We start from the raw sequence: 26,796 nt of genomic DNA, 5'->3' as shown, positions 1-26,796 counted from the left end.
CTTAGCGGGGTCGTAAAACAGGCTCAAAACCAAATAGCCGAAAGAGTGAACGAAAATGAATCTGCTGCACAATTTTTCCTCCATCTTCCGCCGGGCCTCCGCCGCGCACCTGAACAGCGGCATGCTGGAGGGCGCGATGCGCAGCCGGCTGGAAAACCTGCCTTTGCTGATGCCCGGCCAGCAAGTGTCCACCTTGGAGGCCGAAGCCGAACCGGAAGCCTTGAACGCCTTGCCGCTGGCCCTCCCGCCCGCCGCGCCGCCGACGGCGGGCGCGGGCAGGGCGCAGGCGGAGACCGACGACGCGCCGGTGATCTATCAGCGCTCCGGAGCGCGCGGCGGCCTGCTCAAGGCCGGCTTGCAACAAGCGCAATGGGACAACCCCTTCATCTCCCACGCCTTGCCGGCGGTGCTGCAATTACAGCGGCTTCAAGGCGGCGCGGCGGAGAGCCAGGCGCAGATCCGCGCCCAATTGGGCCTGGAACTCAAGCTTTACCGAGAACGGCTGGCCGCGTCCGGCTGCGAGTGGCAGCAGGCTCAGGACGCCTCCTATCTGCTGTGCACCTATCTGGACGAAGTCTGCAACGACGCGGCGCGCGGCGCCGGCCAACAGCCCTACGACGGCGAGCGCAGCCTTTTGGTGGAGTTCCACGACGATGCCTGGGGCGGGGAGGACGCCTTCGCCGACCTGCAGCGCTGGCTGCGCCACGAGCCGGCACCCACCCCTTTGCTGGAGCTTTACGAGCTGGTGCTGGCCTTGGGCTGGCAGGGCCGCTACCGGGTGCTGGAGCGCGGCGAGGCGTTGCTGCAGGATTTACGCTCGCAGCTGCATGCCGCCATTTGGCGCCAGCGGGAGCCGGAGCCGCTGGGGGCGGAATTGATCGAGCCCCCGCCGCCCCCGCCGCCGCCGGAGCCCGAAGCGCCCCCTCGCCAGCGCTGGCTGACGCCCTTGCGCGGCGGCGCCATCGCGCTGGGCGTGGTGGCGCTGGCCTACGGCGCGGCCAACATCAGCCTGGATCTGCTGGGCCGGCCGATACGCGAAGCCCTGGCGGCCTGGACCCCGCCGCTGCGGGCCATCAATCTGGCCACCACCTTGCCGCCTCCGCTGCCGCAGCTGCTGTCCGAAGGCTGGCTGGTGGCCTATAAGCACCCGCAGGGCTGGCTGCTGGTTTTCCGCAGCGACGGCGCCTTCGACGTGGGCAAGGCCGAGGTGCGGGCCTCCTTCCAGAAAAACATCGAACGGCTGGGCCAGGCTTTCGCGCCGTGGCCGGGCGATCTGGAGGTGATAGGCCACACCGACCGCCAACCCATCCAGACCAGCGCCTTCCCCAGCAATCAGCGCTTGTCCGAGGCGCGCGCGCGCTCGGTGGCGGACTCTCTGCGCCAGACCGCGATTCCCGGCGGCGCGCAAGCGCCCGACAACGCGGTGGCGCGCCGCATCGACTCCTCGGGACGCGGTGACAGCGCGCCGTTGGACGCGGCGCAGACCCCAGCCGCCTATGAACGCAACCGCCGCGTCGACGTGTTGTGGAAAGTGGCCGACGCCGCCAAGGGCGCACAGGCCCAGCCATCCGTCCCCCAAGCCCAATCCCCGCAGACGCCCGCCCCGCAGACGCTGGCGCCCGGCGTCGGCATAGGCAACGGACCCAGCCCGCTTGAGCCCGGCTATAAGGAGCAACAACCATGATCCGGCAAAGTATGCGCGTGTTGATCGCGCTGTTGATCGCTCTGGCGATCTGGTGGATAGGACCGCTGATTTCCATCGGCGTCTACCGGCCGCTGGGCTGGGCGCTGCTGCGGCAAATCTTAGTCGCGGCAGCGTTGATCTGGGGCTTCTGGCCGCTGCTGAGCTGGCTGTGGGGCCGGCTGACCGCCGCGCCGCGTTCCTTCCGCCGCGCGCCCAAACCGGCGCCCGAGCCTGAGCCGGACCCCGGCCCGCCGGATTACATCAGCGACACTTTGCAGCAACTGGAACGCCAGCTGAGCCGCCGCGGCGGCGCGCCGCTGCCGTGCTATCTGCTGTTGGGCGCCGCCGGCAGCGGCAAAAGCAGCTTGTTGTCCTGGACGCTGCGCGATGGAGCGGAGCCGGCGGCGGCGATAGGGCAGGGCCTGGGACTGGACTTCCGCCTGTCCTCGGACGCGGTGTGGCTGGATACCCAGGGGCAGTGGAATATCGGCGAAGGTTACGACCAGGAGGCCGCGGCGGCCTGGGACAAGCTGCTGGCCGGTCTGGTCGCTTTGCGCGACAAGATCCGCGTCAGCGGAGTGGTGCTGTGCGTGGGCGGCGACGATTTGATCTCGATGGCGTCCAAACGCCGTCAGCAAATGGCCGCCACTTTGCGCCAACGCCTGCTCAAGCTGCGCGACGGCCTGGGCCGCACCCCCAACGTCTACCTGGCGCTGACCGGGACGGACCGGCTGGACGGCGCGTTGGCGATGCTGAACCAGATGCGGCCGGAGCGCTGGGCGCGCGGCATCGGCTTCCCCTTGCCGCTGGACGCCGGCGCGGACGCTTCCGGCGCTTGGGCGCCGGCCTTGCATAGCCTGGAACAACGGGTGCAACGCCAAGTATTGTTTGCCGCGCCCTTGGCCGGCGAGGTGGAGGTCAACCACGCCCAGCTGCGCTTCGTGGAGGCGCTGGGCCGGCTGCGCCAAGCGCTGCAAGGCTTGCTGCCGCCGCTGTTCGCCCGCGACGGCGACGAAGACGCCGCCCATTTGCGCGGGCTGTGGCTGGGTTCGGTGGCGGAAGTGGCCGACATTGAAATCGACGGCCCGGAGCCGACGACGCGGCCCTTGGGCGAGCTGTGGACGCCCTTGCTGCGGCAGGTGGCCGTGGAACGGCAATTGATGGAGCAGAACCTGACCGCGGCCGAACGCCAGGCGCGGGAACGGCCGGCTCCGCCCGCGCCGCCATCGCGCAAGCGCCGGTTGCTGAACGCGCTGCGCTGGGCGGCTTTGCCGGCGCTGGCGCTGGCCTTGCTGGTCTGGGTGGCCTGGGGCTATTTCGCCGAGCGCAACTATCTGGAATACGTCTGGGCTCAGTTCAGCGAGGGCAAGACACTGGCGCGGGAACAGGCCGGCAGCGCGCCCAGCGCCGGATCGCCGTTACTGGCGGTGGCGGCGCAAATGCGCTACGCGCAGGCCCAGGCTGAAAGCGCCGAGCGCGGGATGAGGACGCCGTACTTCGAGCACCGCCGCGTGGCTGAAACCGCCACCGCCACCTATCACCGCCACTTGCAGAAAACGCTGATGCCGGAACTGTACAACGAGGTGAAGCGCACCTTGCAGGCGCAGACCGAAGGCAGCCCCGGCGACATCTTCCTGACGCTCAAGGTCTATCTGATGTTGTGCCGGCCGCAGTACCGCTCCGCCAGCGCGGTGGAGCGTTGGATCTCCGGCCGCTGGGAAGCGCTGTCCGAAGGGCAGTACAACGACGAGGACCGGCGCATGCTGATCGCCGACGCGCGCGCGCTGATCACGCTGCCCGGCCTGCCGGCGGCGCCGGAGGACGCCAACCTGGTGCAGACTGCCCGCGCCCGCGCTTCGCAGATTCCGGTAGTGACTCGGGTGCTCAACCATGTGCGGGAGCAGGGCCTGCCGTCCCAGATACAGGACATCTCGCTGGCGCGCGCGGCGGGCTTTGGCTCTGCGATGAGCTTGCGCATGCGCAACAACGTGCCGGACACCGACAGCGCCGTTTCCGGCTGGTACACCCGCGCAGGTTATGTGGACGCCTTCCTGCCTCGGCTGGAGCCCAGCGCCCGCGCCATGCTGGAGGAGCAGAGCTGGGTGCTGCGCAACGAGCCGCTGCGCGGCAATGGCTTTGAGATCGACAGCCTGGTGCAGAAGCTGGCCGACAGCGCCCGCAATCAATATCTGCAGGACTACATCACCGCCTGGCAAAGCTTTTTGGCCAATGTCAGCGTGCGCTCCGTCACCGGCCTGGACGACGCCGCGCAGTTGGCGGCATCGATGATGAACTCGCAATCGCCGCTGGCCAATCTGCTGCGTTTCGCCGGACGCGAAACCATGTTGACCGGCAGCTACGACGGCGGCATGGATAGTTGGATAGACCGCCAGAAGGCGCGGCTGGAAAAAAGCCGCCGCTCTCTGGTGGGCGAGATCAACGGCGAGCGCTACCGCACCACCTTGCTGCCGGAGCACGCGGTGGAGGAGCACTTCCAGGCCTTGCGCCAGATCGCCAAGCAACTGGAGAAGAACGACAACAGCGGCAGCAATCCGCTGGCGCGGCTGTTCGATTCTTTGTACCGCCAGCTGGGCCTGGTCAACGGTGCCCTGCAAACCGGCCAAGTGCTGCCGGCGCAATACGATGTGTTCACCAAGCTGCGCGGCGACGCCGGCCTGCAGCCGGAGCCGGTGCGCGGCATCATGCTGGACCTGATCAACAACGGCAGCGCCGCCACCTCCAGCCAGACCCAGGCGGTGCTGAACAAGGGCGCGGCCGGCGCCACGCGCAGCGCCTGCGATCAGGGCTTGACCGGCCGCTACCCGTTCCGCCGAGGCGCCGGCGCGGACGCCAGCGTTGAGGGCTTTGAGCGGCTGTTCGCCCCCCAGGGCGCGATGGCGGTGTATTTCCGCGAGCATCTGGCCGCCTATGTCGATACCTCGGTGACGCCGTGGAAGGCGCGCAGCGTGGACGGCGGCAAGCAGGCGCTGCTGAGCCAAGAGGTGATTGGCGCTTACGAAAGCGCCAGCCGCATCCGCGATGCGATGCTGGACGACGGCGGCCGCTTGCGGGTGCCCACGGTGTTGCGCTTCCTGGACATGGACCCGCAACTGGCCGAGGTGCAGTTGGACCTGGCCGGCCAGACTCTGCGATTCGCCCACGGCGCCACCACGCCGCAGCGCATCGACTGGAACGGTCAGAGCCAGAAGCTGGCGATACGGCTGCAAATGAAGTCGGTGGACGGCCGCGTCAACACCTTGCAATACGACGGACCATGGGCGCTGTTCCGCTTCTTCGACGCCGGCCGCGGCGTGGGCGGGACCGCGGACCGCCGCGAGCGCCTGTATCAGGGCAGCCTGGGTTCGGTGCGCATAGAGTGGCAGTCGCTGTCCTCGCCGTCGCCGCTGTGGTCCGGGCTGATCCAGTCTTTCCGTTGCCCGCAAGGCGGCTGACGACGGTTCAGGGGCCGGCATTGCCGGCCCCGACAAGAGGGAGCCCGTTCAGCACGGCGGATTTTGAACGGGCCCAGGCGGGTTTTTCCGCTGTTTGTTTCGTTCCATTACCCACTGAAAGGAAACACCATGACCAAGGCTGCAGAAAACATGATCAACCCGGCGGAAATCCTCAAGGCGTGCAGCGCCGCCCACCAGTACGGCCAAAGCGCCGGCGGCTCCATGGCCGAGCCGTTCATGAACGCGGTGCCGGGCATGAATATCGCCTCCGGCAGCAACGCCAGCAATTTGATAGGCAATGTGCAGGACGTGGGCCGCCAGATGCTGGACCACATGACCGCGATCAAGTCCTCGGTGGACAAACAGGTGGCGGTGCATCAGGACCAGCAGCGCCGGCAGAAGACTTATGATTTCCAGCCGGACATGTCCGACCTGCGCCCCAGCGACGCCAAAGGCTTCCCCACCGAAATGCCGGAAGCCTTCTTCGCGCCTTTCATGAAGAAATAGGCGAGACGGACAGGCAAACGCCCGGGACGCGCGCATCCTGGGCGTTTGCGCCGACGCTCGTTCAGCCGCCGCTATCGGCGAATTTTTCCAGATAGAGATTGAGATGCTCGCAACCATGACGGCGCAGCCAGTCGCGCACCGCGTCCACCATCGGCGGCGGGCCGCATAGATAGATGTCGGCGGCCTGGGCGCGCAGCGCGTCCGCGTCCAGGTGCTCGGGGATCAGCCCGCGTTTGCCGCTCCAGCCGTCTTCCGCCGCCATCACCACCGGATGCCAGGCAAAGCCGGGCAGCCGTTCGGCCAGGCCGCGCAGCCGCGGCTGCTCGCATAGATCGCCTTCGCGGTTGACGCCGTAGTACAGCGTCACCGGCTGGCCGCAGCCGCCTTGTTCGGCCAATTGCTCCAGCATGCCCAGAAAGGCGGACAAGCCGGTGCCGCCGGCCAACATCAACACCGGTTTGTCGATGTGCCGCAGGTAGAAGCTGCCCAGCGGCGCTTCCAGTTCGATGCGATCGCCGGCCCGCCAGCCACTGCGCAGATAATTGCTCATCGCGCCGTCCGGCAGCAGCCGCACCAGGAAGCGCAGCTGCTTGTCCGCGGCAGGGGCGTGGGCGAAGGAGTAGGCACGCCATTGCTCGCCGCCGGGCACGCGCAGCCGCGCGTATTGGCCGGGCAGGAAGGATAGCGCGCCCTCGGCGGCCGAGGCGTCCAGACACAGCACGGCGCAACTGTCCGATACCGGCTCCACCCGGCTCACCACGGCGGAGAGGCGGGCTGCCGGCGCGCTCCGGCACAGGCTGGAGTCGAAGTCGAAGGAAAAAGCGGCGTTGGACAACACCCTGGTCTGGCAGGACAGGATGCGGCGCTCCGCCAGTTCCTCCGCGGATAGCGCCTCGGGATCGACGTAGTCCTGGCTGTAATCGCCGCGGTCGCAGCGGCCGCGGCAGGTGGCGCACACGCCTTCGCGGCAATCCATCGGGATCTTGATGCCTTGGCGCAGCGCGGCGTCCAGCAGCAGTTCGCCTGGCTTGGCCTCTAGAAACAGGGTATGGCCGTCGATAAAATTCAAAGCCACTTGATGCATTTCGGTGCTTCCGCTTGGAGATTTCGAACAGGTTCACGATCTTGCGAGCTAGAGACATTGCGGCAGAGAAAGCGGAATGTGCTGACGGCACATAAGCATTCCGAAGCGCAACCCGCTCTCGGCGCGCGGCAGATCGTAAACAGGTTCTCAGAGATGGTAGAAATCCAGCACCGCGTTCACGGTATCGTTCAACAGCAGCACATGCTGACGCCGGATCCGCCACCCGTCGCCGTGCCGCTCCAGCGTGTACGCGGCGCGGCCGTAGAAATAGCCGGTCTCGCCAAAGCGGGTGTAGAACGTGGCCCAGTTGACGCGGGCTTCCACCAAACCGTCTGCGCCGCGTTCAACGCGTATATTGGTCAGTTGGTGCAAAGTGCGGGGCATCGGGTTGCAGGCGGCGGATTTGCCGGTGCGTATGCGGAACACCCTGTCCTCCAGGCCGGCGCGGCTGGCGTAGTAGATCAGCGACATCTCGCGCTTGGGGTCGGTGGTGTAAACGTGTTCGGAGTCCCATTGCGGCACGTGGTATTCGCAGTCCGGCGCGTAATCTGCCAGGTAGGCGTCCCAGTCCTGGCTGTCGCACCGCTCGGCGTGACGGTAGAGAAACTGTTCCACTTGGTAATGAAGTTCGATGTTCATCGCTAGGCTCCCTCGGCGGCGGCGCGCCGCGCCAGCCCTTGCAGCAGGAACTGCCGCCAGGCGCTGTGCTGGTTGACGTACAGGCCTTCATGGGTGATTTCCGTCCCGGTCAGGCAGGGGGCGATGCCCAGGGTTTCGCTATTGGGCGTGGCGCCGGTTTGCCAGCGCGGGTGGCCGCGCGAGATGTCGCTCCAGCGTTCCAGCCGCGCCTGGAAGCCGCGTTGCGCTTCGCGGAACTCGGTCAGATCATCCGGCGTGCCCATGCCGGACACATTGAAAAAGTCCTCGAACTGACGGATGCGGTTCTCGCGGTCGGCGGCGGATTCGCCCTTGACGCCCAGACACTGGCTTTGCACCAGAGTCTTGTTCCAAGCCAGCGGGCGGATGATGCGCAGCTGGGAGCTGATCTGGTCCATGAAGAACAAGCTGGGATAGATATTGAGGTTGCGCAGCCGGTGCATCATCCATTCCGCCTTGGCCTGACCGTGCTCGGCCACCAGGCGCGGCATGATGCCGGCGTAGCCGGGCCGCACCGCCGGGTTGGGCATGTCGCTGAATAGCACGCTGTGGCCGTTGGGGAAGGAGAACCAGCCGTCGTCGGTGGCGGCGTCGCCGGCGCCCAGCTTGCTGTAGTCCAGCGTGGCGGCCTGCGCCTCGCCTTGCTGGCGGCAGACCTCCTGGCGGTGCTGCACAGTGGCCACGTAGTTGTAGTGCACAGTGCTGACGTGATAACCGTCCAGGCCGTTTTCGTTTTGCAGCTTCCAGTTGCCATCGTAGGTATAACTGGATTTGCCGGGCAGCACTTCCAGCTCGCCGTTGGGAGACTGCGCCACCATCATGTCGAAAAAGACCTTGGCGTCGCCCAGATAATCTTCCAGCGAGTCCGCGCCGTCCGGGTCCAGGCTGACGAAGACGAAGCCCTTGTAGCTGGCAACCCGCGCCTGTTTGAGCGACCGGGCGGCCTTGTCGAAGTCCGCCGGATATTCGCCCGGGGCCTTGACCTTGAGCAGACGGCCGTCGTTCTTGTAGCACCAGGCGTGGAACGGGCAGGTGAAGGTGGATTGATTGCCCTTGCACTGACGCACCAGGGTGGCGCCACGGTGCTGGCAGGCGTTGATCAGCGCGTGCAGCCCGCCGTTGCCGTCTCGGCTGACGATCAGCGGCTGACGGCCGGCCTGCACGGTGATGAAATCGTTGGGTGCGGCGATTTCGCTTTCATGACAGGCGTAAATCCAGACTTTCTCGAAGATCAGCTCCATCTCCAGATCGAACAGCTGCGCGTCGGTGAACATGTCGCGGGCGATGCGGTAGACGCCGTCGTCCGGGCGAAAGTCCAGGCAGCCGCTGACGAAGCTGCGCCATTGCTCCGTGGTGCGGAAGGTTGTGCTCATCGTAATGTCCTTATCTGAGAACCCGTTCAACGTCTGCTCCGCGTCGGCGGTGTGGCATTAACCACCCGCGCATTCCACTTTCTCAGCCGTTTTCGCTTGTTTCGCCTTGGCTCGCGAGACTTTGAACAGGTTCTGCGTTCCGGCTGGCCCGCCGCGCGGAGCGGCGAGCCGCGGTTTCAATCGGCGTTAGACTTGGGCGCGGGCGCGGCTTACCTCGGAGGAGGGGACCGGCGCCGCTTCGCGGTGCAGGGTGAAGTTGAACTCGATGCGGGCGAAAGGCTTGCCGACGCCGCTCTGACGCAGTTCCTCCGGCGCGCTGACGCGTTGAATGTCAGGCACAAGCCCTTCCCGCGAGCCAAAGGCGAAGTCATCCCACAGATACGGATCGTCCTGGATGTTGATCTGGGTGGTCAGTTTGCGAAAGCCCGGTGCGGAAACGAAGAAATGCACGTGAGCCGGGCGGTGGCCGTGGCGGCCCAGCTGCCGCAGCAGGCGGTCGGTGGGGCCGTCCGGCGGCACGCTGTAGCCACAGGGCATGATGCTGCGGAAGCGGTAGCGCCCCTGGTCGTCGGTGCGGATGCTGCGGCGCAGGTTGAAAGCGCTCTGGGTCTGGTCGAAATAGGAGTAATTGCCCAGGCTGTTGGCGTGCCACACTTCCACCAGAGCATGCGGCACTGGTTGGCCGGCGCTGTCCAGCACCTGGCCGCGCATGAACAAGGGCTCGCCGTCGTCCGTGCCATCGTCCAGCCGCGCTTCGCATTCGCACAAGGGCGCGCCGGCCACGTAGAGCGGGCCTTCTATGGTGCGCGGCGTGCCGCCGAGCAGGCCGGCCTTGCGCTCCGCCTCGTCGGCGCGCAGGTCCAGGAAATGTTCCAGCCCGAGCCCGGGCACGATCAAACCCAGTTCTCCGCTGCGGCCGGCGTCGGCCAGCAGACCCACCGCGCTCCAGAACTCCGACGGCTGGATGTCGAAGTCCTCGATCGCGTAGCACAGGTCGCGCATTAAGCGATTGACGATGGCGCGGGTGCGCGGGTTGGCCTGCTCGGTGGCGGGTTGGTCGAAGCGTTGCAGCAAGGCGTCGATTTCGGCGCGTTCCATGGTGTTTCTCCTTTGTTGACGGGCGGGGATGTTGTGTTTTGATTCCGCCGTGGTGGACCAACTGGGCGGGTGCCTAGCGGTCGTCGGCGTGGATGCTCGACGGATGCCGGTTCATGGGCCGAACCTCAATGCGCATGAAGGGGAACAGCGGCAAGCTGGACAGCAATTGATGCAGCTCCTCTGCGTCTGCGACATCGAATACGCTGATGTTGGCGTACTGGCCGCTAAGCCTCCACAGATGGCGCCACTGGCCGCTGCGCTGCAGAGCCTGGGCGCGTTCGCGCTCGTCCAGTTTCAAGGCCGCGGCCCGTTCCGGGTCCAGGTCGTGGGGCAGGTTAACTTGCATTTCCACATGAAACAGCATGAAGGTCTCCTTGGCTTTTCAGAGGCTTGTCGGGTTCAGACCGCATGCAGCCGCGGCGCGGTCCGGTCGCGGCGCAAGATCGCCAGCTTGTCCGGGTCCGGTCGTACGCCCAGTCCGGAGCCGGAAGGCAGGTGCAGTTCGAAATCCCGGTAGCAAAGAGGCTCGGTCAGCAGCTCCTCGGTCAGCAACAGCGGGCCGAACAGTTCGCTGCCCCAGTCCAGCTTTTCGAAAGTGGCGAACAACTGGGCCGAGGCGATGGTGCCGATGCCGCCCTCCAGCATGGTACCGCCGTAAAGGCCCAGACCATTGACGGCGGCGATCTCGGCCACCTGCCGCGCGGCGAACAAGCCGCCGGACTGAGCGATTTTCACCGCGAACACGTCGGCGGCGTCCAGGCGCGCCAACTGGTTGGCGTCCGCCGGGCCGTGCAGGGATTCGTCCGCCATGATGGGCACCTCGAAACGCCGCGCCAGCCGCGCCAGCGCGGCGGGGTGTTCGCGCGGCACAGGCTGTTCGATCAGTTCCACGCCGCCGTCCTGCAGCCGGGCGATGGCGCGCTCGGCCTGCATCTCGCTCCAGGCCTGATTGACGTCGACGCGCACGCTGGCGCGGCCGTCCAGCGCGCGGCAGATGGCCAGCACATGGGCCACGTCGTCTTCCGGCGCGCGCAGGCCTATCTTCAGCTTGAACACGCGATGGCGGCGCCGTTCCAGCATGTCCTCGGCCTCTGCGATGTCGCGGCCGGTGTCGCCGCTGGCCAGGGTCCAGGCCACTGGCAGGCTGTCTCGCACCCGGCCGCCCAGCAAGTCGCTCATCGGCACACCCAATCTTTGCGCCTGGATATCCAGCAAGGCGGTTTCCAGCGCGCATTTTGCGAAACGGTTGCCGCGGGCGCCGCGACGCAGCTTGACCAGCAGTCGGCCCACGCCGCGAGCGTCTTCGCCCAGCAGCAGCGGCGCAAGGTGGCGGTCGATATTGGTTTTGACGCTTTCCGGGCTTTCCTCTCCGTATTGCAGCCCGCCTATGGTGGTGGCTTCGCCCCAGCCTTCCCGCCCATCGCGGCAGCGGATGCGCACCAGAGCCAGCGTCTGGCTGCGCATGGTGGCCACCGACAGCTGGTGCGGGCGGATGGTGGGCAGATCGACCAAGATGGTCTCCACCGTGTCTATCGCGGTATCAGGTATCAAGATTGCGCTCCCGTGGTTTCGGATATCATGCAAGCCTGTAGAGCCGCGGGTCCAACACCGTTTTCGTCTGCTTTCATACCTGTGAGGTATTGAATGGAATTGCGCCATTTGCGCTACTTCGTCGCCGTCGCCGAGGAACTCAACTTCACCCGCGCGGCGGAAAGACTGCACATCGCCCAGCCGCCGCTAAGCCGACAGATCCAGCAACTGGAGGAGGAACTGGGCCTGTTGCTGCTGGACCGCGGCGCGCGGCCGCTGCAGCTGACCGAGGCCGGCCGCTTCTTCTACGCCCAGGCGCGCAATCTGCTGGCCCAGGCCCAGGGCATGCGCGCGATGACGCGCAAGATCGCGCTGGCGCGCCGCCAGCTGGTGATAGGTTATGTCGGCTCCACTCTGTACCGGCCGCTGCCGGAGGTGATACGCCGTTTTCGCGCCATCCATGCCGACATTGAGCTGTCCTTGCTGGAAATGACTTCGTTGGAGCAGGTGGAGGCCTTGAAAGCCGGGCGCATCGACGTCGGCTTCGGCCGGCTATTGTTTGACGACCCGGCGGTGGAGCGTGAGGTGCTGGCCGAGGAAGCCCTGTGGCTGGCGCTGCCGCTGGAGCATCCGCTGGCAAGGCTGGAGGCCCCGTTGCACCTGCGCGACGCGGCGGAGGAAACGGTGCTGATCTACCCGCGCCAGCCTCGCCCCAGTTACGCCGATCAAGTATTGGCCGCCTTCCGCGAGCGCGCGCTGGAGCCGGCTTACACGCTGGAGGTGCGCGAACTTCAAACCGCACTGGGCCTGGTGGCCGCCGGCATGGGCGTGTGCGTGGTGCCGGCGAGCGTGTTGCGGCTACGCCGAGACGATGTGGTTTACCGGCCGCTAAAGGACGAGGGCCTGGCGTCGCCGCTAATCATGAGCGCGCGGCGCGGAGACAGTTCAGAAGAACTGGCCCTGATCCGGCGCTTGCTGAGCGAGCTGTTGCCGCGCGAGGAGGCTCTGGAGAAATAGAGGGTGGGCTACTGTTTCGACATTCATTTGCAGGGCGAGAGGGAGAGTGTGTTTTTCGTTCCGTGACGGTGAGCAGTCCGCAATAAGCGTTCGCGCGGCGAGGTTTTTCAATTCAATGACAGGGGGAGCCATGAAGAAAATATGCATCATAGGCGCGTCCGGCAAACTGGGCCAATACATGGTTCAGCATGCGCTGGACCGGGGTTACGAGGTGGTCGCGGTTTGCCGCGCGGTCAGCGCACCCAAGCTGGAGCGCTTCAAGGACCGCATCACGATCATGCCCGGCGCCAGCGACGATCGTCAGCTCATACAACGGGCCGTGGCCGGCTGCGATGGTGTATTAACCGTGCTGGTGCCTTGGGGTATGAAGCATTACTCGTCGGGCACCGCTCGGGCTGTGCTGGATTTCGCCCCGGTCGGCGCGCGGCTGGTATTTTCCTGCGGCTGGCACATCAGCCGCGACGGCCAGGATGTCTACCCATTGTCCCTTAGGTTGGCGGTGTCGATAGGCGGCTGGCTGCTACGCTTGTTTCGCGTCGGCGAAATCGAGGATCAGGTTCGGGCTTGCAACTTGATCTTCGCCAGTGACACCCAGTGGACCGTGGTGCGCGGCAGCAATCTGGAAGAGGGTGTCAGCCAGGGCCTGCCTTTGTGGAGCGAACATGTTGGCGATGCCGTGTTGAACAGCAATCTCACGCGCCGAACAGACTTCGCCCTCTTCATGGTTACGGCGCTGGAAGATGAGGCTCTGATCCGGCGGGCGCCGGCCATCGTCGGTCGCCAAACTCCATCGGCGCAGGCCGCCATCGCCGCAGCGGCGGACTGACGCGTCCTTGCCGTTGGATGCTAGCCGGCTAGGCTGCTTGCTCTTGCAAATAGTGAGAGGCTATCCGCTTCTGTCCGACCAGCGCAATCAACGCCATCAGCACGCCGGCGGCCAGAGTCACGCCGAAGCCGGCGCGCACGCCTGCATGATCCACTACCCAACCCGTCACCGCCGCGCCCAGCGCCACGCCGCTGGCGAGACCAGTGATCAGCCAGGTCAGGCCCTCGGTCAGTTGCGTCGGCGAGACCATCTCTTCCACCAAACCCATCGCCACGATCATGGTGGGAGCGAAAAACACGCCTGCCAGCAAAACGCCGGCGGTCAGCAACCAAAGATTGGAGACCAGCAGCAAAGGCAGGGTGGCCAAGGCGGTAGCGGCGGCGGCCCGAACGAAGAGCCGCGGCAGCGGCATGTTGAGCTTGCGCGCGCCAAACAACAGGCCGGCCAGGCAGGAGCCGATCGCGTACACCGATAAGACGATGCTGGCCGCCGCCGGTTGCCCTTGCTGCTGGGCAAAAGCGACGCTGATCACGTCCACGGCCCCGGCGATGGCGCCCAGCGCCACAAGGGCCAGGATCAGCACCTGCATGCCGGCCAAGGAAGCGACCGAGCCGTGGCGCTCCCCCGCCTCTGGATGCACCGGCGGTTCGGTGCCGGCTTGCGCGCAGAAGGCGGCGACGCCGCCTGCCAGCAGCACAGCGGCCAGCAAGGGCCCGGCCTGTGGAAACGCGGCCACACTCAGACCGACGGCGATGGGCGGGCCGACGATGAAACAAACCTCATCCAATACCGATTCCAGCGAAAACGCGGTGTGCAGTTGCGGCGAGCCGCGATAGATCTCGGTCCAGCGCGCGCGAGCCATCGCCGACATGCTGGGCATGCAGCCGGCGAGGGCGGCGGAAACAAACAAGGTCCACACCGGCCATTGCGCCCAACTGCAGAACAACAAGCCCAGCATGGCCGTCACGCTGAGCGCGGTGGCCGCCGGCAGCACCCGTCGCTGGCCGTAGCGGTCCACCAATCTAGAGACCTGAGGTGCCAGCAGCGCCATTGAAAAAGTGAAGGTAGCGGCGACGGCGCCGGCCAGCCAATAGGAACCGGAGGTTTGCGACAACATGGTGATGATGCCGATACCCGTCATGGAAATCGGCATCCGCGCCACCCAGGCGGCGGCTGAGAAAGCCAGGCTGCCGGGATGGGAGAACAGGCTAAGGTAGGGGTTGGCCATCGGGTTTCCTTGTGACGGGCGATGTGAATACAGCTCGTTCGCTGTTTTAATATACGCGACGTATGTTAAACTAATCGACATACATTCCGTATGTCAAATGCGGTGTGACGACCCAGGCGGAAATAGGAGAACACGATGGCAGGCAAAACGCGCAGCGAAACCATGGAGGAAACCCGGAACCGGCTGCTGCAGTCTGCGCGCCGCAGTTTTGGCGCCGATGGCTACGCCGCGACGGTGATGGACGAGTTGACCGCCGCCGCCGGCGTGACCCGTGGCGCGCTCTACCACCACTTTGGAGACAAAAAAGGCTTGCTGTTGGCGGTGGCCCAGGTGTTGGACGCCGAGATCGAGGCCGGCCTCGCGCGTGCGGAGCGCGAGGCGGCAGACCCGTGGCAGGGTTTCAAGCGACGTTGTCGCGCTTACCTGCAAGCGGTCACACAGCCGGAGGCGCAACGCATTTTGCTGCGCGATGCGCCGGCTGCGCTGGGCGCCGCATATGTTCAGGCCGGTCAGCGGCAGTGCGTCAGCGCCACCGCCGAGCGCTTGCGCGCGCTGATGGACGCCGGCCTGATTCGCCACGCCAATCCCCAAGCGCTGGCGCGCTTGATCAACGGCGCGCTGCTGGAAGGCGCCTGCTGGGTGTCCGGCGCCGAGCAGCCGGAGGCGCTAGCTCAGACGCTGGACGCGCTGGAGACCTTGCTGGAGGGCTTGCGGCTAAAGGCGTAGGGCACCCTGAAGAGCAGTCTTGGCAGGTTCATAGACAGCTTCGTTTCAGCGCGCGTCTAGAAAAGCCAGCACCGCCTGTTCGAAGGCGAGCGGGGCTTCCAGATTGGACAGGTGGGAGGCGGGCAGCAGCGCCAGCCGGGCGTTCGGCATGCACTCGGCCATGGCTGCGGCTTCCGCCGCGGTGGTGACCGGATCATGCTGGCCGGCGATCAGCAAAGTCGGCGTGGCGATGCGCGGCAAGTCCGCGCGCAGGTCGGCGTCGGCCAGCGCCTCGCAGCAGGCGGCGTAGCCGCTCGGCGAGGTGGCCGCAAGCCAGGCGCGCGCCTGCTCGACGGTGTCCGGCGCCTTGGCGCAAAAATCGGGGCTGAACCAACGCAGATGCGCGCTGGAGGCCAATTCCGCCATGCCGTCGGCACGCACTTGGGTGGCGCGCTGCCGCCAGGCTTCGCTTTTACCTATCTTGGCCGCGCTATTGCTGACCACCAGGCATTGCAGGCGTTCCGGCGCGTAAGCGCCCAGCCACAGGCCGGTGAGGCCTCCCATGGAAATGCCGCAAAAGTGCGCGCGTTCGATGTCCAGCGCATCCAGCAGCGACAGGGCGTCGCCGGCGAGGTCTGCCAGCCCGCACTCGGCGCTGGCTGTGCTGGCGCCGTGGCCCCGGGTATCGTAGCGCAGCACGCGGTAACGCCGGCTCAAGGCCGCCAGTTGCGGCCGCCACATGTCCAACGTGGTGCCGAGGGAGTTGGACAGCAGCAATGCCGGCGCGGACGGAGGGCCGTCCAGTTGGTAGTGCAGCGAATGGCTGGCGAGTTTCAGCATGGGCATGACGGGCTCCTTTACCTATGTCTGGGATTTCAAAACCGCAGGCGCCGCATCCAGCCGCGCCATCGCGAACAAGGCTAGCGCGCCGGCCAGCACCGGCGCGGCGGCCCAAGCGAAGAAACCGTGCGCCGAACCCGCTGCGGAAAGCAGCAGAGCGCCGGTCATCGAGCCGATGATGGAGCCGGCGCGGCCGGCCGCCAGCGCCCAGCTTACCCCGGTGGCGCGCGCTTGGGTGGGGTAGAGCGTGGCGGCGAGTATGCTCAAATTGTTCAAGGCTCCGGTCAGGCTGAAGCCCACTAGGAACACCGTGGCGAACAGCCAGCCGCCGTCGCTCAACGCCGCGCCCACCGCGGATAGGGCCAGCGCAGCCAGCAAGCACAAGCAGGGCAGCACCCGGCGCGCGCCCATCCGGTCGATCAGCATGGCCATGACCACGCCGCCCACCGCGCCTCCCAACGGCACCATGGCGCTGATGCGCGCCGCTTGCGCCGTGCTGTAACCATGGTCCCGCAGAATGGTGGGCATCCAGTTGGTCAGCAGATAAAACACGAACAAGCAGCAGAAAAAAGTCAGCCACAACAGCAAAGTGCGGGCGCGAGCGCCGGCGACGAACAGCAGACTGGCCGAGGCGCGGCCGGACGCCGCCGCGTTTTCATGGCGAAAGGACTGGCTTTGCCAATGTGGGTCCGGATTGATGCGGGCAACGATGCGGCGCAGCGCGGCTTCCTGTTCCGGCCTGCCGGCGAGATAGCACACGGACTCCGGCAACAGCCATGCCATGAAGGGCAGCAAGAGCAGAGGCGCCAGACCGCCAGCCACCAGTACGCCTTGCCAACCCCATAACGGGATGATCTGGCTGGCGACGCCGCCGCCCAGCGCCAATCCGGCGGTGAACCCCGCGTAGCTGAGCGTCACCAGCAACATGCGGTGGCGGGCAGGGGAGTATTCCGAGCTCAGCGTAATGCAATTGGGCAGCACGCCGCCCAGGCCGATACCGGTGATAAAGCGCAACAGCGCCAGCGTTTCTATCGATTCGGATTGCGCCGAGGTCAAGGTGCCCAGGCCGAAGATCAAGGTGCACAGCAGCAAGACCCGTTTGCGGCCCAGCCGGTCCGCCACCGGACCGAAGGCGAAATTGCCTACCAGCATGCCAAACAAGCCGGCTCCGAAAGCCGGAGCCAATTGACTGCGGGTAATACCCCATTGGCCAATCAGCTCCGGCGCGATGTAACCGATGGCGGCGGTGTCGAAACCGTCCAGCAGCACGATGAGAAAACACAGCGTCAGCACCATGACTTGATAGCGGGACAGCGGGCTATCGTCGATGAACTCGCTGATATCCATAGGCTTGTTCTGCATGGGAGGCTCCTATGAGAGTGGGCGCGCGGTCGGCTCTCGCCGTGTAGCGCTAGCCGACGCGCGGTGAACGGCGAACAGGTTTTCAGACGCGCTCGATGATCAGCGCGATGCCTTGACCGACGCCTATGCACATGCTGCACAGCGCATAACGGCCGCCGTTGCGTTGCAATTGGTACAGCGCGGTGGCGGCCAGGCGCGCGCCGCTGGCGCCCAGAGGATGGCCAAGGGCGATGGCGCCGCCGTTGGGATTGACGTGTTCGGCGTTGTCCGGCAAGCCCAGGTCTCGCAATACAGCCAGCGCCTGGGCGGCGAAGGCCTCGTTAAGTTCGATTACGTCCATTTGGTCGAGGCGCAGCCCGGCCAGAGCCAGGACTTTGCGGATGGCCGGGGCCGGGCCGAAGCCCATGATGCGAGGCTCCACGCCGGCGCTGGCCATGGCCAGCACGCGCGCGCGCGGCGTCAGCCCATGGCGTTTCAGCGCGTTTTCTCCGGCCAGCAGCAGCGCCGCCGCGCCGTCGTTGATGCCGGAGGCGTTGCCGGCGGTGACGCTGCCGTCGGTCCGCACCACGCCCTTGAGCCGAGCCAGCGCTTCCAGAGAGGTGGCGCGCGGGTGTTCGTCGCGCGTGAAACTCAGCGGCTCGCCCTTGGCGCGCGGAATCAGCACTTCCATCAATTCATCGTCCAGCCGGCCGGCTTCCTGCGCGGCGGCGGCTCGCAGCTGGCTGCGCAGCGCGAAGGCGTCCTGATCCGCGCGCGAGATGCGGAACTGCTCGGCCACGTTTTCCGCGGTTTCCGGCATTGAGTCCACGCCATAGCGCTCGCGCAGCAAGGGGTTGACGAAACGCCAGCCCATGGTGCTGTCCTCTATGCGCAGATTACGGGCGAAAGCGCTGTCCGCCTTGCCCATCACATAGGGCGCGCGACTCATGCTCTCCACGCCGCCGGCGATCAGCAATTCGGCTTCGCCGCTCTTGATGGCGCGCGCGGCCTGGCCGATGGCGTCCAGGCTGGAACCGCAGAGGCGGTTGACCGTGCTGGCAGGGGTGGACGCCGGCAGGCCGGCCAGCAGCGCGGCCATGCGCGCCACGTTGCGGTTGTCTTCGCCGGCCTGGTTGGCGCAACCATAGAGCACATCGTCCAACAAGGCCCAGTCCGCGCCCGGATTGCGTTGCTGCAAGGCGGCCAAGGGCAGGGCGGCCAGGTCGTCGGCGCGCAAGGCTGACAGCGCGCCGCCGTAGCGGCCGAAGGGCGTGCGGATGGCGTCACAGATATAAGCCTGTCTCATTGGACATCTCCTTGGCGGGCGTCGGTCAGCCGAACCGGAGTCAGCCGCTGCAATTCATCGAAATCCAGACCGGGTACGCATTCGCGCACCAGCAACTCTCCGTCGCGGAGGTCTATCACCGCCAGGTCGGTGTACACACGGTGTACGCAAGCCACGCCGGTCAGAGGGTAGCTGCAGGTTTCCACCAGTTTGCATTCGCCCTGTTTGTTCAGATGCTCCATCATCACAAACACCTGCTTGGCGCCGATGGCCAGGTCCATCGCGCCGCCCACCGCCGGGATGGCGTCCGGCGCGCCGGTGTGCCAGTTGGCCAGGTCCCCGCGTCTGGATACCTGAAAGGCGCCCAACACGCAGATGTCGAGATGACCGCCGCGCATCATGGCGAAAGAATCGCCATGATGGAAAAAGCAGCCGCCCGGCAATAGCGTGACCGGCTCCTTGCCGGCGTTGATCAGGTCTGGGTCCGCCTGACCTGGAGCCGGCGCCGGCCCCATGCCCAGCAGGCCGTTTTCACTGTGCAGGAAGATGTCCAGCTCCGGCGGCAGATAGTCGGCCACCCGGGTGGGCAGGCCAATGCCCAGGTTGACGTACGCGCCCTCCGGGATGTCGCGCGCCACCCGCGCCGCCATCTGCTCGCGATTCAGTCGTTTATTCATGCCGGCCTCCTTGCGTTAACTGGCCGCCGACGCAAACCAGCTTGTGAACGAAGATGCCCGGCGTCACCACGGTTTCCGGGTCCATTTCGCCTAGCGGCAGCAGCTGCCCCACCTGGACGATGGTCTGGCGCGCGGCGGCGGCCATGATGGGGCCGAAGTTGCGCGCCGCCTTGCGGTATTGCAGATTGCCCCAGCGGTCCCCTCGGCAGGCCTTGATCAGCGCGAAGTCGGCGTGGATGGGGAGCTCCAGCACATAGTCGCGGCCATTGATCCGGCGGGTTTCCTTGCCTTCCGCCAGCAGAGTGCCGTAGCCGGTGGGTGTGAAGATGGCGCCCAGCCCGGCGCCGGCGGCCTGGATGCGCGCCGCCAGATTGCCCTGCGGCACCAATTCCAGTTCGATGTCGCCGGCGCGGTAGAGCGCGTCGAACACCTGGGAGTCCGCCTGGCGCGGAAACGAGCAGACGATCTTGCGAACCCGGCGTGCCCGCAGCAAGGCGGCCAGCCCGGTTTCGCCGTTGCCGGCGTTGTTGTTGACGATGGTGAGATTGCGCGCGCCATGGTCTATCAGCGCGTCGATCAATTCCGCCGGCTGGCCGGCGACGCCGAAGCCGCCAATCATTACCGTGGCGTCGTCGTGGATGTCGGCAATGGCGGCGGCGGGCGAGCTTACCGTTTTATCTATCATCGACTGTCCTTTGCGGGCTGCGTGCAGCCATAAAAGAGGTTGTGCGATTATCGAACCAAATAACTTTAATCGCGCATTCAGCATGCTTGCCGGCCAGCCGCGGGGTCAATACGATGATCACAATAGTGTGCGGTAATCGCTCAAGATGAAAAAAAGGAGGCAAGATGCAACAGCGGCAAGACCCCATTTCCGAAGAAGGCGTGGAAGAGACCTTTAGCGGCGACCCCAACTACATGGCCTCGCTGGCGCGGGGCTTGGCGGTGATTCAGGCGTTCTCCGCACAGCGGCGCCTGCTGTCCACTTCGCAGATCAGCCAGCGCACCGGCATTCCTCGCGCAGCGGTGCGACGCTGCTTGTACACCTTGAACAAGCTGGGTTTCGTGGACAGCGAGGACGGCCGCCATTTCGCCCTGCGGCCGCGCATTCTGGCGCTGGGCCACGCCTATCTGGGCTCAACGCCGTTGGCGCGCGCCGGCCAGCCTGTGCTGCGCCACGTCAGCAGCAGCGTCAACGAATCCAGCTCTATCGCCATCCTGGACGGCGACGACATCCTCTATATCGCGCGTGCCTTCACCAGCCGAATCATGACGGTGGATCTGGATATAGGCAGCCGTTTGCCCGCGACGTGCACATCAATGGGCCGAGCGATGCTGAGCCGGCTGCCCGCCGCCGAGCTCGCTCAACTATTGGACCGGGCGAGGCTGGTCCAGCACACGCCGCACACCATCGTAGAGCGGCCGGAGTTGGAGGCGGAGCTGGCGAGGGTGGCGGAGCAGGGCTACGCCTTGATAGATCAGGAACTGGAAATCGGTCTGCGTTCCATTGCCGTGCCCATCATCGGGGGCGATGGCCGCGCCGCGGCGGCGATCAATGTCGGCGTGCAGGCCGCGCGCGTCAGCCGCGAGGATTTGTTGCTGCGCATCTTGCCGGTGCTGCGCGAGGCGGCGGCGGAACTGGCCTTGCTGCTTGCTTGAGCAAAGCGTTGTCGATGAAGCGGATAGGACATCAGAATTAACAGCGCTTGAGAAAACCCTATGCTAAACCTACAGCAATAAAACATAGGAGAAAGCAGGGCGAGATGTCGTTCAAATTTCCGGAAAAGGTTCCTGCCGCGGGCGCCGCCGGTAATGCCGGCCTGGCTTCCGTCGTAGAGGCCGCCCCGGTGGGGGTGTTGGTGGTGGCGGCCGATGGACGCATGCTCTACGTCAATAGCGCGCTGGAAAACATGTTTGGCTACAGTAAGGCCCAGCTCCTTGGACAGCCGGTGGAAATGCTGTTGCCGGCGGATATTCGCGAACGCCATCTAGATTTTCGTCAGCTGTTTTTTGCCAATCCCACGCCCAGAACCATGGGCAGCGGCCGCGAGCTGTTTGCCCAACACGCAGATGGACGCCAGTTCCCGATCGAAATCGGCCTGGGTTCGATGCCGCACGACGACGAAGTCTGCGCGGTGGCCTTTGTCAGCGACATCACGCCGCGGCGCCGGCTTGAGCATCGCTTTTCCAAAGTGGTGTCTTCACTGCCTATCGGCCTGCTGATGGCGGGCGCGGATGGCAGGATTTCAATGACCAATCAAGCACTGGACGCCATGTTTGGTTATCCGCCAGGCGAGCTGGTCGGCAAGCCCGTGGAGGTGCTGCTGCCGCAGCGCGTGAGAAACGGCCACCCGGCTTTGCGCTCCGCCTTCGCCAAGGCGCCGGAAGTGCGGGCGATGGGCTCCGGGCGCGACCTGCTGGCCCAGCACCGGGACGGCAGCGAATTTCCGGTGGAAGTGGGGCTGACCCCGCTGGAAACCGAAGGGGAGCGGCAGGTGTTGGCCGCAATCACCGACATCTCTTTGCGCAAGAAATTTGAGGAAACGCTGCAGCAGGCCAATGCTCAGCTGGAGGAGTTCACTTATGTGGCCTCCCATGATTTGCGCTCGCCTTTGCGCGGCATCGCGGATCTGATTTCGTGGATTCGCGAAGATTTGGATCCGTCCCAGCTCAGCGCGGACATAGAGAAAAACTTTGCCCGGGCCGAAGAGCGCATCGCCCGCGCTGAACGCATGATAGAAGACTTGTTGGAATACGCGAGGGCAGGCCGTCAGGATGAACGAATCGAAGAGATCGACCCCGGCCAACTGGTGCGCGAAACCCTGGAGCTTCTCGATATTTCCCCCGATTTCCGGCTGGAGGTTGAAATCAACGCCAGGCCGTTTCCCGCCGCCCGCACGCCGCTGTCCTTGGCGATCCGCAATTTGCTGTCCAATGCCTGCAAGCATCACGGCGGAGGCAAAGGCGTGATTCGCATCACGGTGGAGGAAGAAGGGCGCTTTAATCTGTTCACGGTGGAAGACGACGGCGTTGGCGTACCGGAGGGCTCTGAAGAGCGTATTTTCAAGTTGTTTCACCGCGCCAGCAGCCAGGCGGCGGGGCATGGCGTTGGACTGGCGGTAACCCGCCGCATGGTCAACAGCAATGGCGGCTCCGTGGTTCTGGATCGAAACGGCACGCTGGGCGGCGCTTGTTTCCGTATCCGCTGGCCGCGGTTTCCGCTCAAGGAGATGGAATGATGGCAAGCGCGGTGATATCAAGCGACATTACGGTTCTACTGGTGGATGACGATGACGTGGCCATTGAAGGCGTATTGCGCGGCGTGCGCCGCCAAGGGCTTGAGTGCAATATGGTGACCGCCTGCGATGGCCTTGAGGCCTTGCAAATCCTGCGGGGAACGCACGACAGCAAGCGGATCACCAGCCCCTTTCTGATTTTGCTGGATCTCAATATGCCGCGGATGGACGGTTTTCAATTTCTCGAAACCGTCCGCGCCGACAACCAGTTGCGCAATTCGGTGATCTTCGTGCTGACCACCTCGTCGCGGGACACGGACCGCATGCGCGCTTACGAGGAAAACGTGGCGGGCTATATGATGAAATCCGCCGTGGGTCCGCAGTTCGTGAAACTGATGGATCTACTGCATTCTTACGCCCAGTCCGTGGTTTTGCCGGCCCGGTAATCGCAATGATCGACGATGTCGAGTGCCTGCAAGAGGCGCCGCAGCAAGTCAGCGTGCTGGTAGTGGACGACGACGACGTCGACCGCGAGCGCATCATCCGCCTGCTGCACAGAAACGCCTTATGCTCTCAAATCCTGGAAGCGGACTCCAAGGCCAGCGCCTTGAGTCTGCTGGGCCGGGAGCTGTTTGACTTTGTTTTTCTGGATTTCAAACTGGACGACGGCGACGGGCGCGAACTAGTGCCCTCAATCCAGCAACGCAATCAATCCTGCCTGATCGTGGCGGTCACCGGCACCGGCAATGAGCGCATTGCCGCCGAGGCCATCAAACTGGGGGTATACGAATACCTGCCCAAGTTCGAGCTGACCGAGGACCGGCTGCGCCAAACCATCAGCGACGGCGTGCGGGTGGCGGCGATGCAAGCCAAGCTGCGTGAAACCGAGCTGCTATTGCAACACCGCAGCCTCTACGATTCGCTAACTGATTTGCCCAACCGCAATCTGTTTCTTGATCGCCTGGAGCAGTTGTGCGCATTGCACGCTCGCAATCAGTTGCCGTTTGCCGTGTTGATGATAGATCTGGACCGCTTCAAGGAGGTCAACGATAAACTCGGCCATCAGACCGGCGATTTGGTGCTGCGGGAAGTGGGCACGCGCTTCGCCAGCCTGCTCAGAGGCTCGGACACCATCGCTCGCCTGGGCGGCGATGAGTTCGCCGCCTTGCTGCTGGAGGTGGATGGAGCGGAATGCGCGTTGGCCTTGGCGGAGAAAGTGGGGCATACCCTTGACGCGCCGATTCTGGTGGGCGAACACGCCTTGTCGATAGGCGCCTCCTTCGGCGTGGCGATGTGCCCGCAACATGGCTGCGACCCTGTCCAGCTGTTGTCTTGCGCCGATATCGCGATGTATCAGGCAAAAAGCAATCTCGGCTCTGTTGCCTTGTACGCGGGCGAAAACGACAAACCCTGGCCCAAGTCGGGGCAAACCACTCAGGCCTTGATTACCCAGCTAACCCGGGCGCTCCAGCACAAGGAACTGGAAATGCATTACCAGCCCAAGGTCCGGCTGGACACCGAGGAAGTGGTCGGCTTCGAAGCCTTGGTCAGATGGAATAGCCCGATACAGGGACAGGTAAACCCCGATGACTTCATGCCCACGCTGGAATCTTGCAATCTACTGAGCCGTTTCACTTATTTGACGCTGGAACTGGTGCTGTCCCAGCAACAGATATGGATCAACCAGCTGCGGGACCCCTTCAAGGTGGCGGTGAACATTTCCGCGCGGATGCTGGAAGATAGTCGATTTGTGGAAGAGGTGATGGCGCGGCTGGCCAGCTACAAGATCCCACCCAGTCTGCTGGTGTTGGAATTGACGGAAACCGCGCTGGTCATCAATCCGGTCAAGGCTAAGGCGATGATAGAACAACTTCACGCCCATGGCGTGTCCTTGTCGATAGACGATTTTGGGGCGGGCTTCACTTCTTTTACCTACCTGAAAAACTGTCCAATCACCGAGATCAAGCTGGACAAAGCGTTTGCGCAGGGATTGGAACCGGGCTCCTTCAACGCCTCGTTGATTCAGTGCATGGCGGTATTCTGCCAGAGCCGCGCCATTGATTTTATTGTCGAAGGCGTTGAGCGCAAGAAATATTGGCCAGTCTTGATGCGGCTAGGCTGCTATTTGGGTCAGGGCTACAGCATTGCCAAACCCATGCCTGCGGCTAAAGTGTTGCCGTGGCGGGAAATGTGGGAGCGCGGCAAGAGACGAGCTTGATTGGCGTTCACAACGGAAGCCGTACTCGTTGGGAATGCTGAAAAACAAAACAATGTCGATTTTTATTGTTAAAATAAAGCTCTTGCAAATTGCCTTGCTCATTTAAACAGGGGCAAAGCTTCTATCTCTGGCTTGGCGTAGTAAAATCCTTGGTGCCAGTTTATTCCAATCGTCGAAAGAAACTCAGCTTCTCCTTGGGTTTCTATTCCTTCGGCCATAATATTTATATTTAACTTTTTGCATGCAAGCGCAATGGCTTCCACAACCACCTGCCTGGTGTTGTCCAAGTGGATGTCTCTGGTGAGCTCCATGTCGAGTTTTATTATGTGGGGTTGAAATTGCACAAGAAGATTCAAGCCTGAATATCCCGCTCCAAAATCATCAATGGCCGTCATCATCCCTATGCGACGATATTCGTCGAATATTCTTTTTAGGTGAGCGCTGTTTGAAACCTTTTCCCCTTCAGTGACTTCAAATATCAACCTGGAGTGGGGGAGGCCAAATTTTTTCGTGGCCTCCATTGTGGCGCGAATGCAAGCGGATGGATTGTAAATTGCGTTTGGCAAAAAATTAATACTTAGCTTGCAGCTTGAATCTTTCGCCAGGCCTAGGCGAGAGGCCAGTTCAATGGCTTTTACCCGGCAAGCTTGATCGAATCGATATCGATTCGTATCATCAATTTTTTCCAAAACACTTGATGCAGATTCACCATTTACGCCTCTCACAAGGGCTTCAAAAGCAATCGGCCTCATAGTCTTGGCATCTAAAATTGGCTGAAAAGCCATGGTGAAATCAAAAGAAAGAGCGGTAAGGTTTTTACAATTCGAACAACTAAAATCATCGAGCATTTTGGTACTTTCCATGGATTTTTTCATTAAGCTTAATATGATATTTGCCCTGCCTCAGAGTGGTTAAATGTTTTGCACGCAAACCCATGCAGGACTCTCTAGAAATACTGGCGACTGTAGCGGTTAATTGGCAATCAATATCAGTATAGTACCCGGCGGCATAATTTCAATTTTTTATAATGACAAATGGGATTTATGTTCTTGAAAAATATAATTTTTGCCTTGTAAACCCAATAACTTGTTCAAAATTTAGGGCCGCTTTTGCAGGCGACAATTTTTGGGGGCGGTGTTTTTAAATGCACTTAACCCGTTTTTGCGACAGTTTCTAATAATTTTTTTAGCAATGGCGACAATGAGCGCCGCTGCACGGTAATGGCATAAAAGGTTTCTTCAACTTGCGGTACTTCACAATATTGCTGTAGCAGCCCTTTTTCCAGTTCGTCTTTGACCACGATGGCAGGCAGCAAAGCTACGCAGCCCGCGTCACGCGCGAGTAGTCGCAACATGGCCATGTCATCTACTTCGGCGCGGATAGCGGGCTGTAGGGTCAGCTCTTCGCACAGTAGGTCAAAGCGCAAGCGAATCTCGCTCTTGCGGCTAGGCACCAGCAGAGGCAGCGTCGGCAGGTCGCGCTCGAAGTGGAAGGGCAGCCCCTCCGGCCGAGGCGGCCCCACCAATACTACCGGCTGGCGCGCCAGCGTGCGGCAGCGCCAAGATTGTTTGTCGTCGCCAAGCACCGGCCGGTTGGACAGCACCACGTCCAGTTCGTGGCTCTTGAGCCGCTGAAGCAATTCATTCAGGCTGCCAGACTCAAGTACTAGCCGCACATCGGCTTCTTTCAGCACCGGCTGTAAAAACCATTCTTGGAAATTACGTGACAGCGTCGCCACGCTGCCTATGCGCAAGGTGCCACGCCCTTGGCCTGAAGCCGCGACGGCCAATAGTTCGTTGCCCAGCGCGAAAATCTCCTCGGCGTAGCGCAGCACCACCGCACCTAGCTCCGTCAACTGCAGCTTGCGGCCTTCGCGCAGAAACAGCGGCTGGCCTAGTTGCTCTTCCAACTGACGGATTTGCGCCGATAGCGCCGATTGCGAAACATGCAGTCTCTCCGCCGCACGCGTCAGATGCCCTTCGCTGGCAACAGCCCAGAAATAATGAAGATGGTGGTAGTTGAGCCGGATCATCGTTCT

The 26,796-nt window shown here is 63.7% G+C and carries 24 protein-coding genes; 10 read left to right on the top strand and 14 right to left on the bottom strand.

From position 1 onward, the window contains the following. Nucleotides 1-55: 55 nt before the first annotated feature. The 3 genes from icmH (at nt 56) to BR71_RS07160 (ending at nt 5,643) form a co-directional block, all read left to right on the top strand. Nucleotides 56-1,684: a type IVB secretion system protein IcmH/DotU gene (gene icmH / locus BR71_RS07170; protein ID WP_081862586.1), complete on the top strand. Its 1,629-nt coding sequence runs from the start codon at nt 56-58 to the stop codon at nt 1,682-1,684. Next, nucleotides 1,681-5,136, top strand: a complete 3,456-nt coding sequence (gene tssM, locus BR71_RS07165) for a type VI secretion system membrane subunit TssM (RefSeq protein WP_043634797.1) — start codon at nt 1,681-1,683, stop codon at nt 5,134-5,136. Before icmH ends, tssM begins: the two co-directional genes overlap by 4 nt. Before the next feature lie 129 nt (nt 5,137-5,265). After that, nucleotides 5,266-5,643 (top strand): DUF6277 family protein, encoded by a 378-nt coding sequence (locus tag BR71_RS07160; protein ID WP_196783769.1) that lies wholly within the window; start codon nt 5,266-5,268, stop codon nt 5,641-5,643. Nucleotides 5,644-5,704: 61 nt separating this feature from the next. Here the strand turns inward: BR71_RS07160 and antC are convergent, their stop codons facing one another. The 6 genes from antC to BR71_RS07130 form a co-directional block, all read right to left on the bottom strand. Then, nucleotides 5,705-6,727 carry an anthranilate 1,2-dioxygenase electron transfer component AntC gene (gene antC / locus BR71_RS07155; protein ID WP_043634794.1) on the bottom strand — a complete coding sequence of 341 codons (1,023 nt, stop codon included), beginning with the start codon at nt 6,725-6,727 and terminating at the stop codon, nt 5,705-5,707. Between the two features lie 147 nt (nt 6,728-6,874). After that, complete coding sequence (gene antB, locus BR71_RS07150) at nt 6,875-7,366, bottom strand: anthranilate 1,2-dioxygenase small subunit (RefSeq protein WP_043634791.1); 492 nt, start codon at nt 7,364-7,366, stop codon at nt 6,875-6,877. Between the two features lie 2 nt (nt 7,367-7,368). Next, entirely contained in the window at nt 7,369-8,757 is a 1,389-nt protein-coding gene (gene antA, locus BR71_RS07145; protein WP_043634788.1) for an anthranilate 1,2-dioxygenase large subunit, read from the bottom strand. Nucleotides 8,758-8,943: 186 nt separating this feature from the next. Next, nucleotides 8,944-9,855 (bottom strand): catechol 1,2-dioxygenase, encoded by a 912-nt coding sequence (catA, locus tag BR71_RS07140; protein WP_043634785.1) that lies wholly within the window; start codon nt 9,853-9,855, stop codon nt 8,944-8,946. Between the two features lie 73 nt (nt 9,856-9,928). After that, a complete protein-coding gene (catC, locus tag BR71_RS07135; protein WP_043634782.1) occupies nt 9,929-10,219 on the bottom strand; it encodes a muconolactone Delta-isomerase in 291 nt (96 codons plus the stop codon). A 35-nt stretch (nt 10,220-10,254) separates the two neighbouring features. Beyond that, nucleotides 10,255-11,406, bottom strand: a complete 1,152-nt coding sequence (locus BR71_RS07130) for a muconate/chloromuconate family cycloisomerase (protein ID WP_279625730.1) — start codon at nt 11,404-11,406, stop codon at nt 10,255-10,257. Nucleotides 11,407-11,499: 93 nt separating this feature from the next. Between BR71_RS07130 and BR71_RS07125 the strand changes: the two genes are divergently transcribed. Continuing rightward, a complete protein-coding gene (locus BR71_RS07125) occupies nt 11,500-12,402 on the top strand; it encodes a LysR family transcriptional regulator (protein ID WP_043634779.1) in 903 nt (300 codons plus the stop codon). 130 nt (nt 12,403-12,532) lie between these two features. Then, nucleotides 12,533-13,228 carry an NAD(P)-dependent oxidoreductase gene (locus BR71_RS07120; protein WP_196783770.1) on the top strand — a complete coding sequence of 232 codons (696 nt, stop codon included), beginning with the start codon at nt 12,533-12,535 and terminating at the stop codon, nt 13,226-13,228. Nucleotides 13,229-13,256: 28 nt separating this feature from the next. On the opposite strand, the gene BR71_RS07115 is transcribed toward BR71_RS07120, so the two are convergent. After that, nucleotides 13,257-14,456 (bottom strand): MFS transporter, encoded by a 1,200-nt coding sequence (locus BR71_RS07115; RefSeq protein WP_043634771.1) that lies wholly within the window; start codon nt 14,454-14,456, stop codon nt 13,257-13,259. A 135-nt stretch (nt 14,457-14,591) separates the two neighbouring features. Between BR71_RS07115 and BR71_RS07110 the strand changes: the two genes are divergently transcribed. Further along, nucleotides 14,592-15,182, top strand: coding sequence for a TetR/AcrR family transcriptional regulator (locus BR71_RS07110; RefSeq protein WP_043634768.1), 591 nt, complete (start codon nt 14,592-14,594; stop codon nt 15,180-15,182). A 45-nt stretch (nt 15,183-15,227) separates the two neighbouring features. Here BR71_RS07110 and pcaD read toward each other — a convergent pair whose 3' ends face one another. From pcaD to BR71_RS07085, 5 genes are all read right to left on the bottom strand, one after another. Then, a complete protein-coding gene (gene pcaD, locus BR71_RS07105) occupies nt 15,228-16,007 on the bottom strand; it encodes a 3-oxoadipate enol-lactonase (protein WP_052370403.1) in 780 nt (259 codons plus the stop codon). Nucleotides 16,008-16,022: 15 nt separating this feature from the next. Continuing rightward, entirely contained in the window at nt 16,023-17,363 is a 1,341-nt protein-coding gene (locus BR71_RS07100) for an MFS transporter (RefSeq protein ID WP_043634765.1), read from the bottom strand. An 82-nt stretch (nt 17,364-17,445) separates the two neighbouring features. After that, nucleotides 17,446-18,648 (bottom strand): 3-oxoadipyl-CoA thiolase, encoded by a 1,203-nt coding sequence (pcaF, locus tag BR71_RS07095; protein ID WP_043634762.1) that lies wholly within the window; start codon nt 18,646-18,648, stop codon nt 17,446-17,448. Next, nucleotides 18,645-19,304 (bottom strand): 3-oxoacid CoA-transferase subunit B, encoded by a 660-nt coding sequence (locus tag BR71_RS07090; RefSeq protein ID WP_043634759.1) that lies wholly within the window; start codon nt 19,302-19,304, stop codon nt 18,645-18,647. Before BR71_RS07090 ends, pcaF begins: the two co-directional genes overlap by 4 nt. Continuing rightward, nucleotides 19,297-19,989 carry a 3-oxoacid CoA-transferase subunit A gene (locus BR71_RS07085; RefSeq protein WP_043634756.1) on the bottom strand — a complete coding sequence of 231 codons (693 nt, stop codon included), beginning with the start codon at nt 19,987-19,989 and terminating at the stop codon, nt 19,297-19,299. The genes BR71_RS07090 and BR71_RS07085 overlap by 8 nt, the downstream gene beginning before the upstream one ends. Before the next feature lie 164 nt (nt 19,990-20,153). Between BR71_RS07085 and BR71_RS07080 the strand changes: the two genes are divergently transcribed. The 4 genes from BR71_RS07080 (at nt 20,154) to BR71_RS07065 (ending at nt 24,758) form a co-directional block, all read left to right on the top strand. Beyond that, on the top strand, nt 20,154-20,963 hold the full coding sequence (locus tag BR71_RS07080; protein ID WP_043634753.1) for an IclR family transcriptional regulator domain-containing protein: 810 nt from the start codon (nt 20,154-20,156) through the stop codon (nt 20,961-20,963). A 104-nt stretch (nt 20,964-21,067) separates the two neighbouring features. Next, nucleotides 21,068-22,543 (top strand): sensor histidine kinase, encoded by a 1,476-nt coding sequence (locus BR71_RS07075; RefSeq protein WP_043634749.1) that lies wholly within the window; start codon nt 21,068-21,070, stop codon nt 22,541-22,543. Beyond that, the gene (locus tag BR71_RS07070) at nt 22,540-22,986 is read left to right on the top strand and encodes a response regulator (RefSeq protein ID WP_114152904.1); all 447 of its coding nucleotides are present in this window, start codon (nt 22,540-22,542) and stop codon (nt 22,984-22,986) included. Before BR71_RS07075 ends, BR71_RS07070 begins: the two co-directional genes overlap by 4 nt. Before the next feature lie 5 nt (nt 22,987-22,991). Then, nucleotides 22,992-24,758 (top strand): putative bifunctional diguanylate cyclase/phosphodiesterase, encoded by a 1,767-nt coding sequence (locus BR71_RS07065; RefSeq protein WP_052370402.1) that lies wholly within the window; start codon nt 22,992-22,994, stop codon nt 24,756-24,758. A 98-nt stretch (nt 24,759-24,856) separates the two neighbouring features. Here BR71_RS07065 and BR71_RS07060 read toward each other — a convergent pair whose 3' ends face one another. Then, on the bottom strand, nt 24,857-25,621 hold the full coding sequence (locus tag BR71_RS07060) for an EAL domain-containing protein (RefSeq protein WP_043634745.1): 765 nt from the start codon (nt 25,619-25,621) through the stop codon (nt 24,857-24,859). 287 nt (nt 25,622-25,908) lie between these two features. Next, nucleotides 25,909-26,790 carry a LysR family transcriptional regulator gene (locus tag BR71_RS07055; protein WP_043634741.1) on the bottom strand — a complete coding sequence of 294 codons (882 nt, stop codon included), beginning with the start codon at nt 26,788-26,790 and terminating at the stop codon, nt 25,909-25,911. Nucleotides 26,791-26,796: the final 6 nt, after the last annotated feature.

Origin of the sequence: Chromobacterium haemolyticum DSM 19808, assembly GCF_000711885.1 — a bacterium.
Taxonomy (GTDB): domain Bacteria; phylum Pseudomonadota; class Gammaproteobacteria; order Burkholderiales; family Chromobacteriaceae; genus Chromobacterium; species Chromobacterium haemolyticum.
Note: the sequence above shows the minus strand (reverse complement) of the source record. Positions and strands in the feature narration are given on the sequence as shown.

Excerpts from the sequence above, each read along its gene's own strand:
- icmH (WP_081862586.1), top strand. The coding sequence starts at position 56 with ATGAATCTGCTGCACAATTTTTCCTCCATCTTCCGCCGGGCCTCCGCC.
- tssM (WP_043634797.1), top strand. The coding sequence starts at position 1,681 with ATGATCCGGCAAAGTATGCGCGTGTTGATCGCGCTGTTGATCGCTCTG.
- BR71_RS07160 (WP_196783769.1), top strand. The coding sequence starts at position 5,266 with ATGACCAAGGCTGCAGAAAACATGATCAACCCGGCGGAAATCCTCAAG.
- antC (WP_043634794.1), bottom strand. The coding sequence starts at position 6,727 with ATGCATCAAGTGGCTTTGAATTTTATCGACGGCCATACCCTGTTTCTA.
- antB (WP_043634791.1), bottom strand. The coding sequence starts at position 7,366 with ATGAACATCGAACTTCATTACCAAGTGGAACAGTTTCTCTACCGTCAC.
- antA (WP_043634788.1), bottom strand. The coding sequence starts at position 8,757 with ATGAGCACAACCTTCCGCACCACGGAGCAATGGCGCAGCTTCGTCAGC.
- catA (WP_043634785.1), bottom strand. The coding sequence starts at position 9,855 with ATGGAACGCGCCGAAATCGACGCCTTGCTGCAACGCTTCGACCAACCC.
- catC (WP_043634782.1), bottom strand. The coding sequence starts at position 10,219 with ATGCTGTTTCATGTGGAAATGCAAGTTAACCTGCCCCACGACCTGGAC.
- BR71_RS07125 (WP_043634779.1), top strand. The coding sequence starts at position 11,500 with ATGGAATTGCGCCATTTGCGCTACTTCGTCGCCGTCGCCGAGGAACTC.
- BR71_RS07120 (WP_196783770.1), top strand. The coding sequence starts at position 12,533 with ATGAAGAAAATATGCATCATAGGCGCGTCCGGCAAACTGGGCCAATAC.
- BR71_RS07115 (WP_043634771.1), bottom strand. The coding sequence starts at position 14,456 with ATGGCCAACCCCTACCTTAGCCTGTTCTCCCATCCCGGCAGCCTGGCT.
- BR71_RS07110 (WP_043634768.1), top strand. The coding sequence starts at position 14,592 with ATGGCAGGCAAAACGCGCAGCGAAACCATGGAGGAAACCCGGAACCGG.
- pcaD (WP_052370403.1), bottom strand. The coding sequence starts at position 16,007 with ATGCCCATGCTGAAACTCGCCAGCCATTCGCTGCACTACCAACTGGAC.
- BR71_RS07100 (WP_043634765.1), bottom strand. The coding sequence starts at position 17,363 with ATGCAGAACAAGCCTATGGATATCAGCGAGTTCATCGACGATAGCCCG.
- pcaF (WP_043634762.1), bottom strand. The coding sequence starts at position 18,648 with ATGAGACAGGCTTATATCTGTGACGCCATCCGCACGCCCTTCGGCCGC.
- BR71_RS07090 (WP_043634759.1), bottom strand. The coding sequence starts at position 19,304 with ATGAATAAACGACTGAATCGCGAGCAGATGGCGGCGCGGGTGGCGCGC.
- BR71_RS07085 (WP_043634756.1), bottom strand. The coding sequence starts at position 19,989 with ATGATAGATAAAACGGTAAGCTCGCCCGCCGCCGCCATTGCCGACATC.
- BR71_RS07080 (WP_043634753.1), top strand. The coding sequence starts at position 20,154 with ATGCAACAGCGGCAAGACCCCATTTCCGAAGAAGGCGTGGAAGAGACC.
- BR71_RS07075 (WP_043634749.1), top strand. The coding sequence starts at position 21,068 with ATGTCGTTCAAATTTCCGGAAAAGGTTCCTGCCGCGGGCGCCGCCGGT.
- BR71_RS07070 (WP_114152904.1), top strand. The coding sequence starts at position 22,540 with ATGATGGCAAGCGCGGTGATATCAAGCGACATTACGGTTCTACTGGTG.
- BR71_RS07065 (WP_052370402.1), top strand. The coding sequence starts at position 22,992 with ATGATCGACGATGTCGAGTGCCTGCAAGAGGCGCCGCAGCAAGTCAGC.
- BR71_RS07060 (WP_043634745.1), bottom strand. The coding sequence starts at position 25,621 with ATGGAAAGTACCAAAATGCTCGATGATTTTAGTTGTTCGAATTGTAAA.
- BR71_RS07055 (WP_043634741.1), bottom strand. The coding sequence starts at position 26,790 with ATGATCCGGCTCAACTACCACCATCTTCATTATTTCTGGGCTGTTGCC.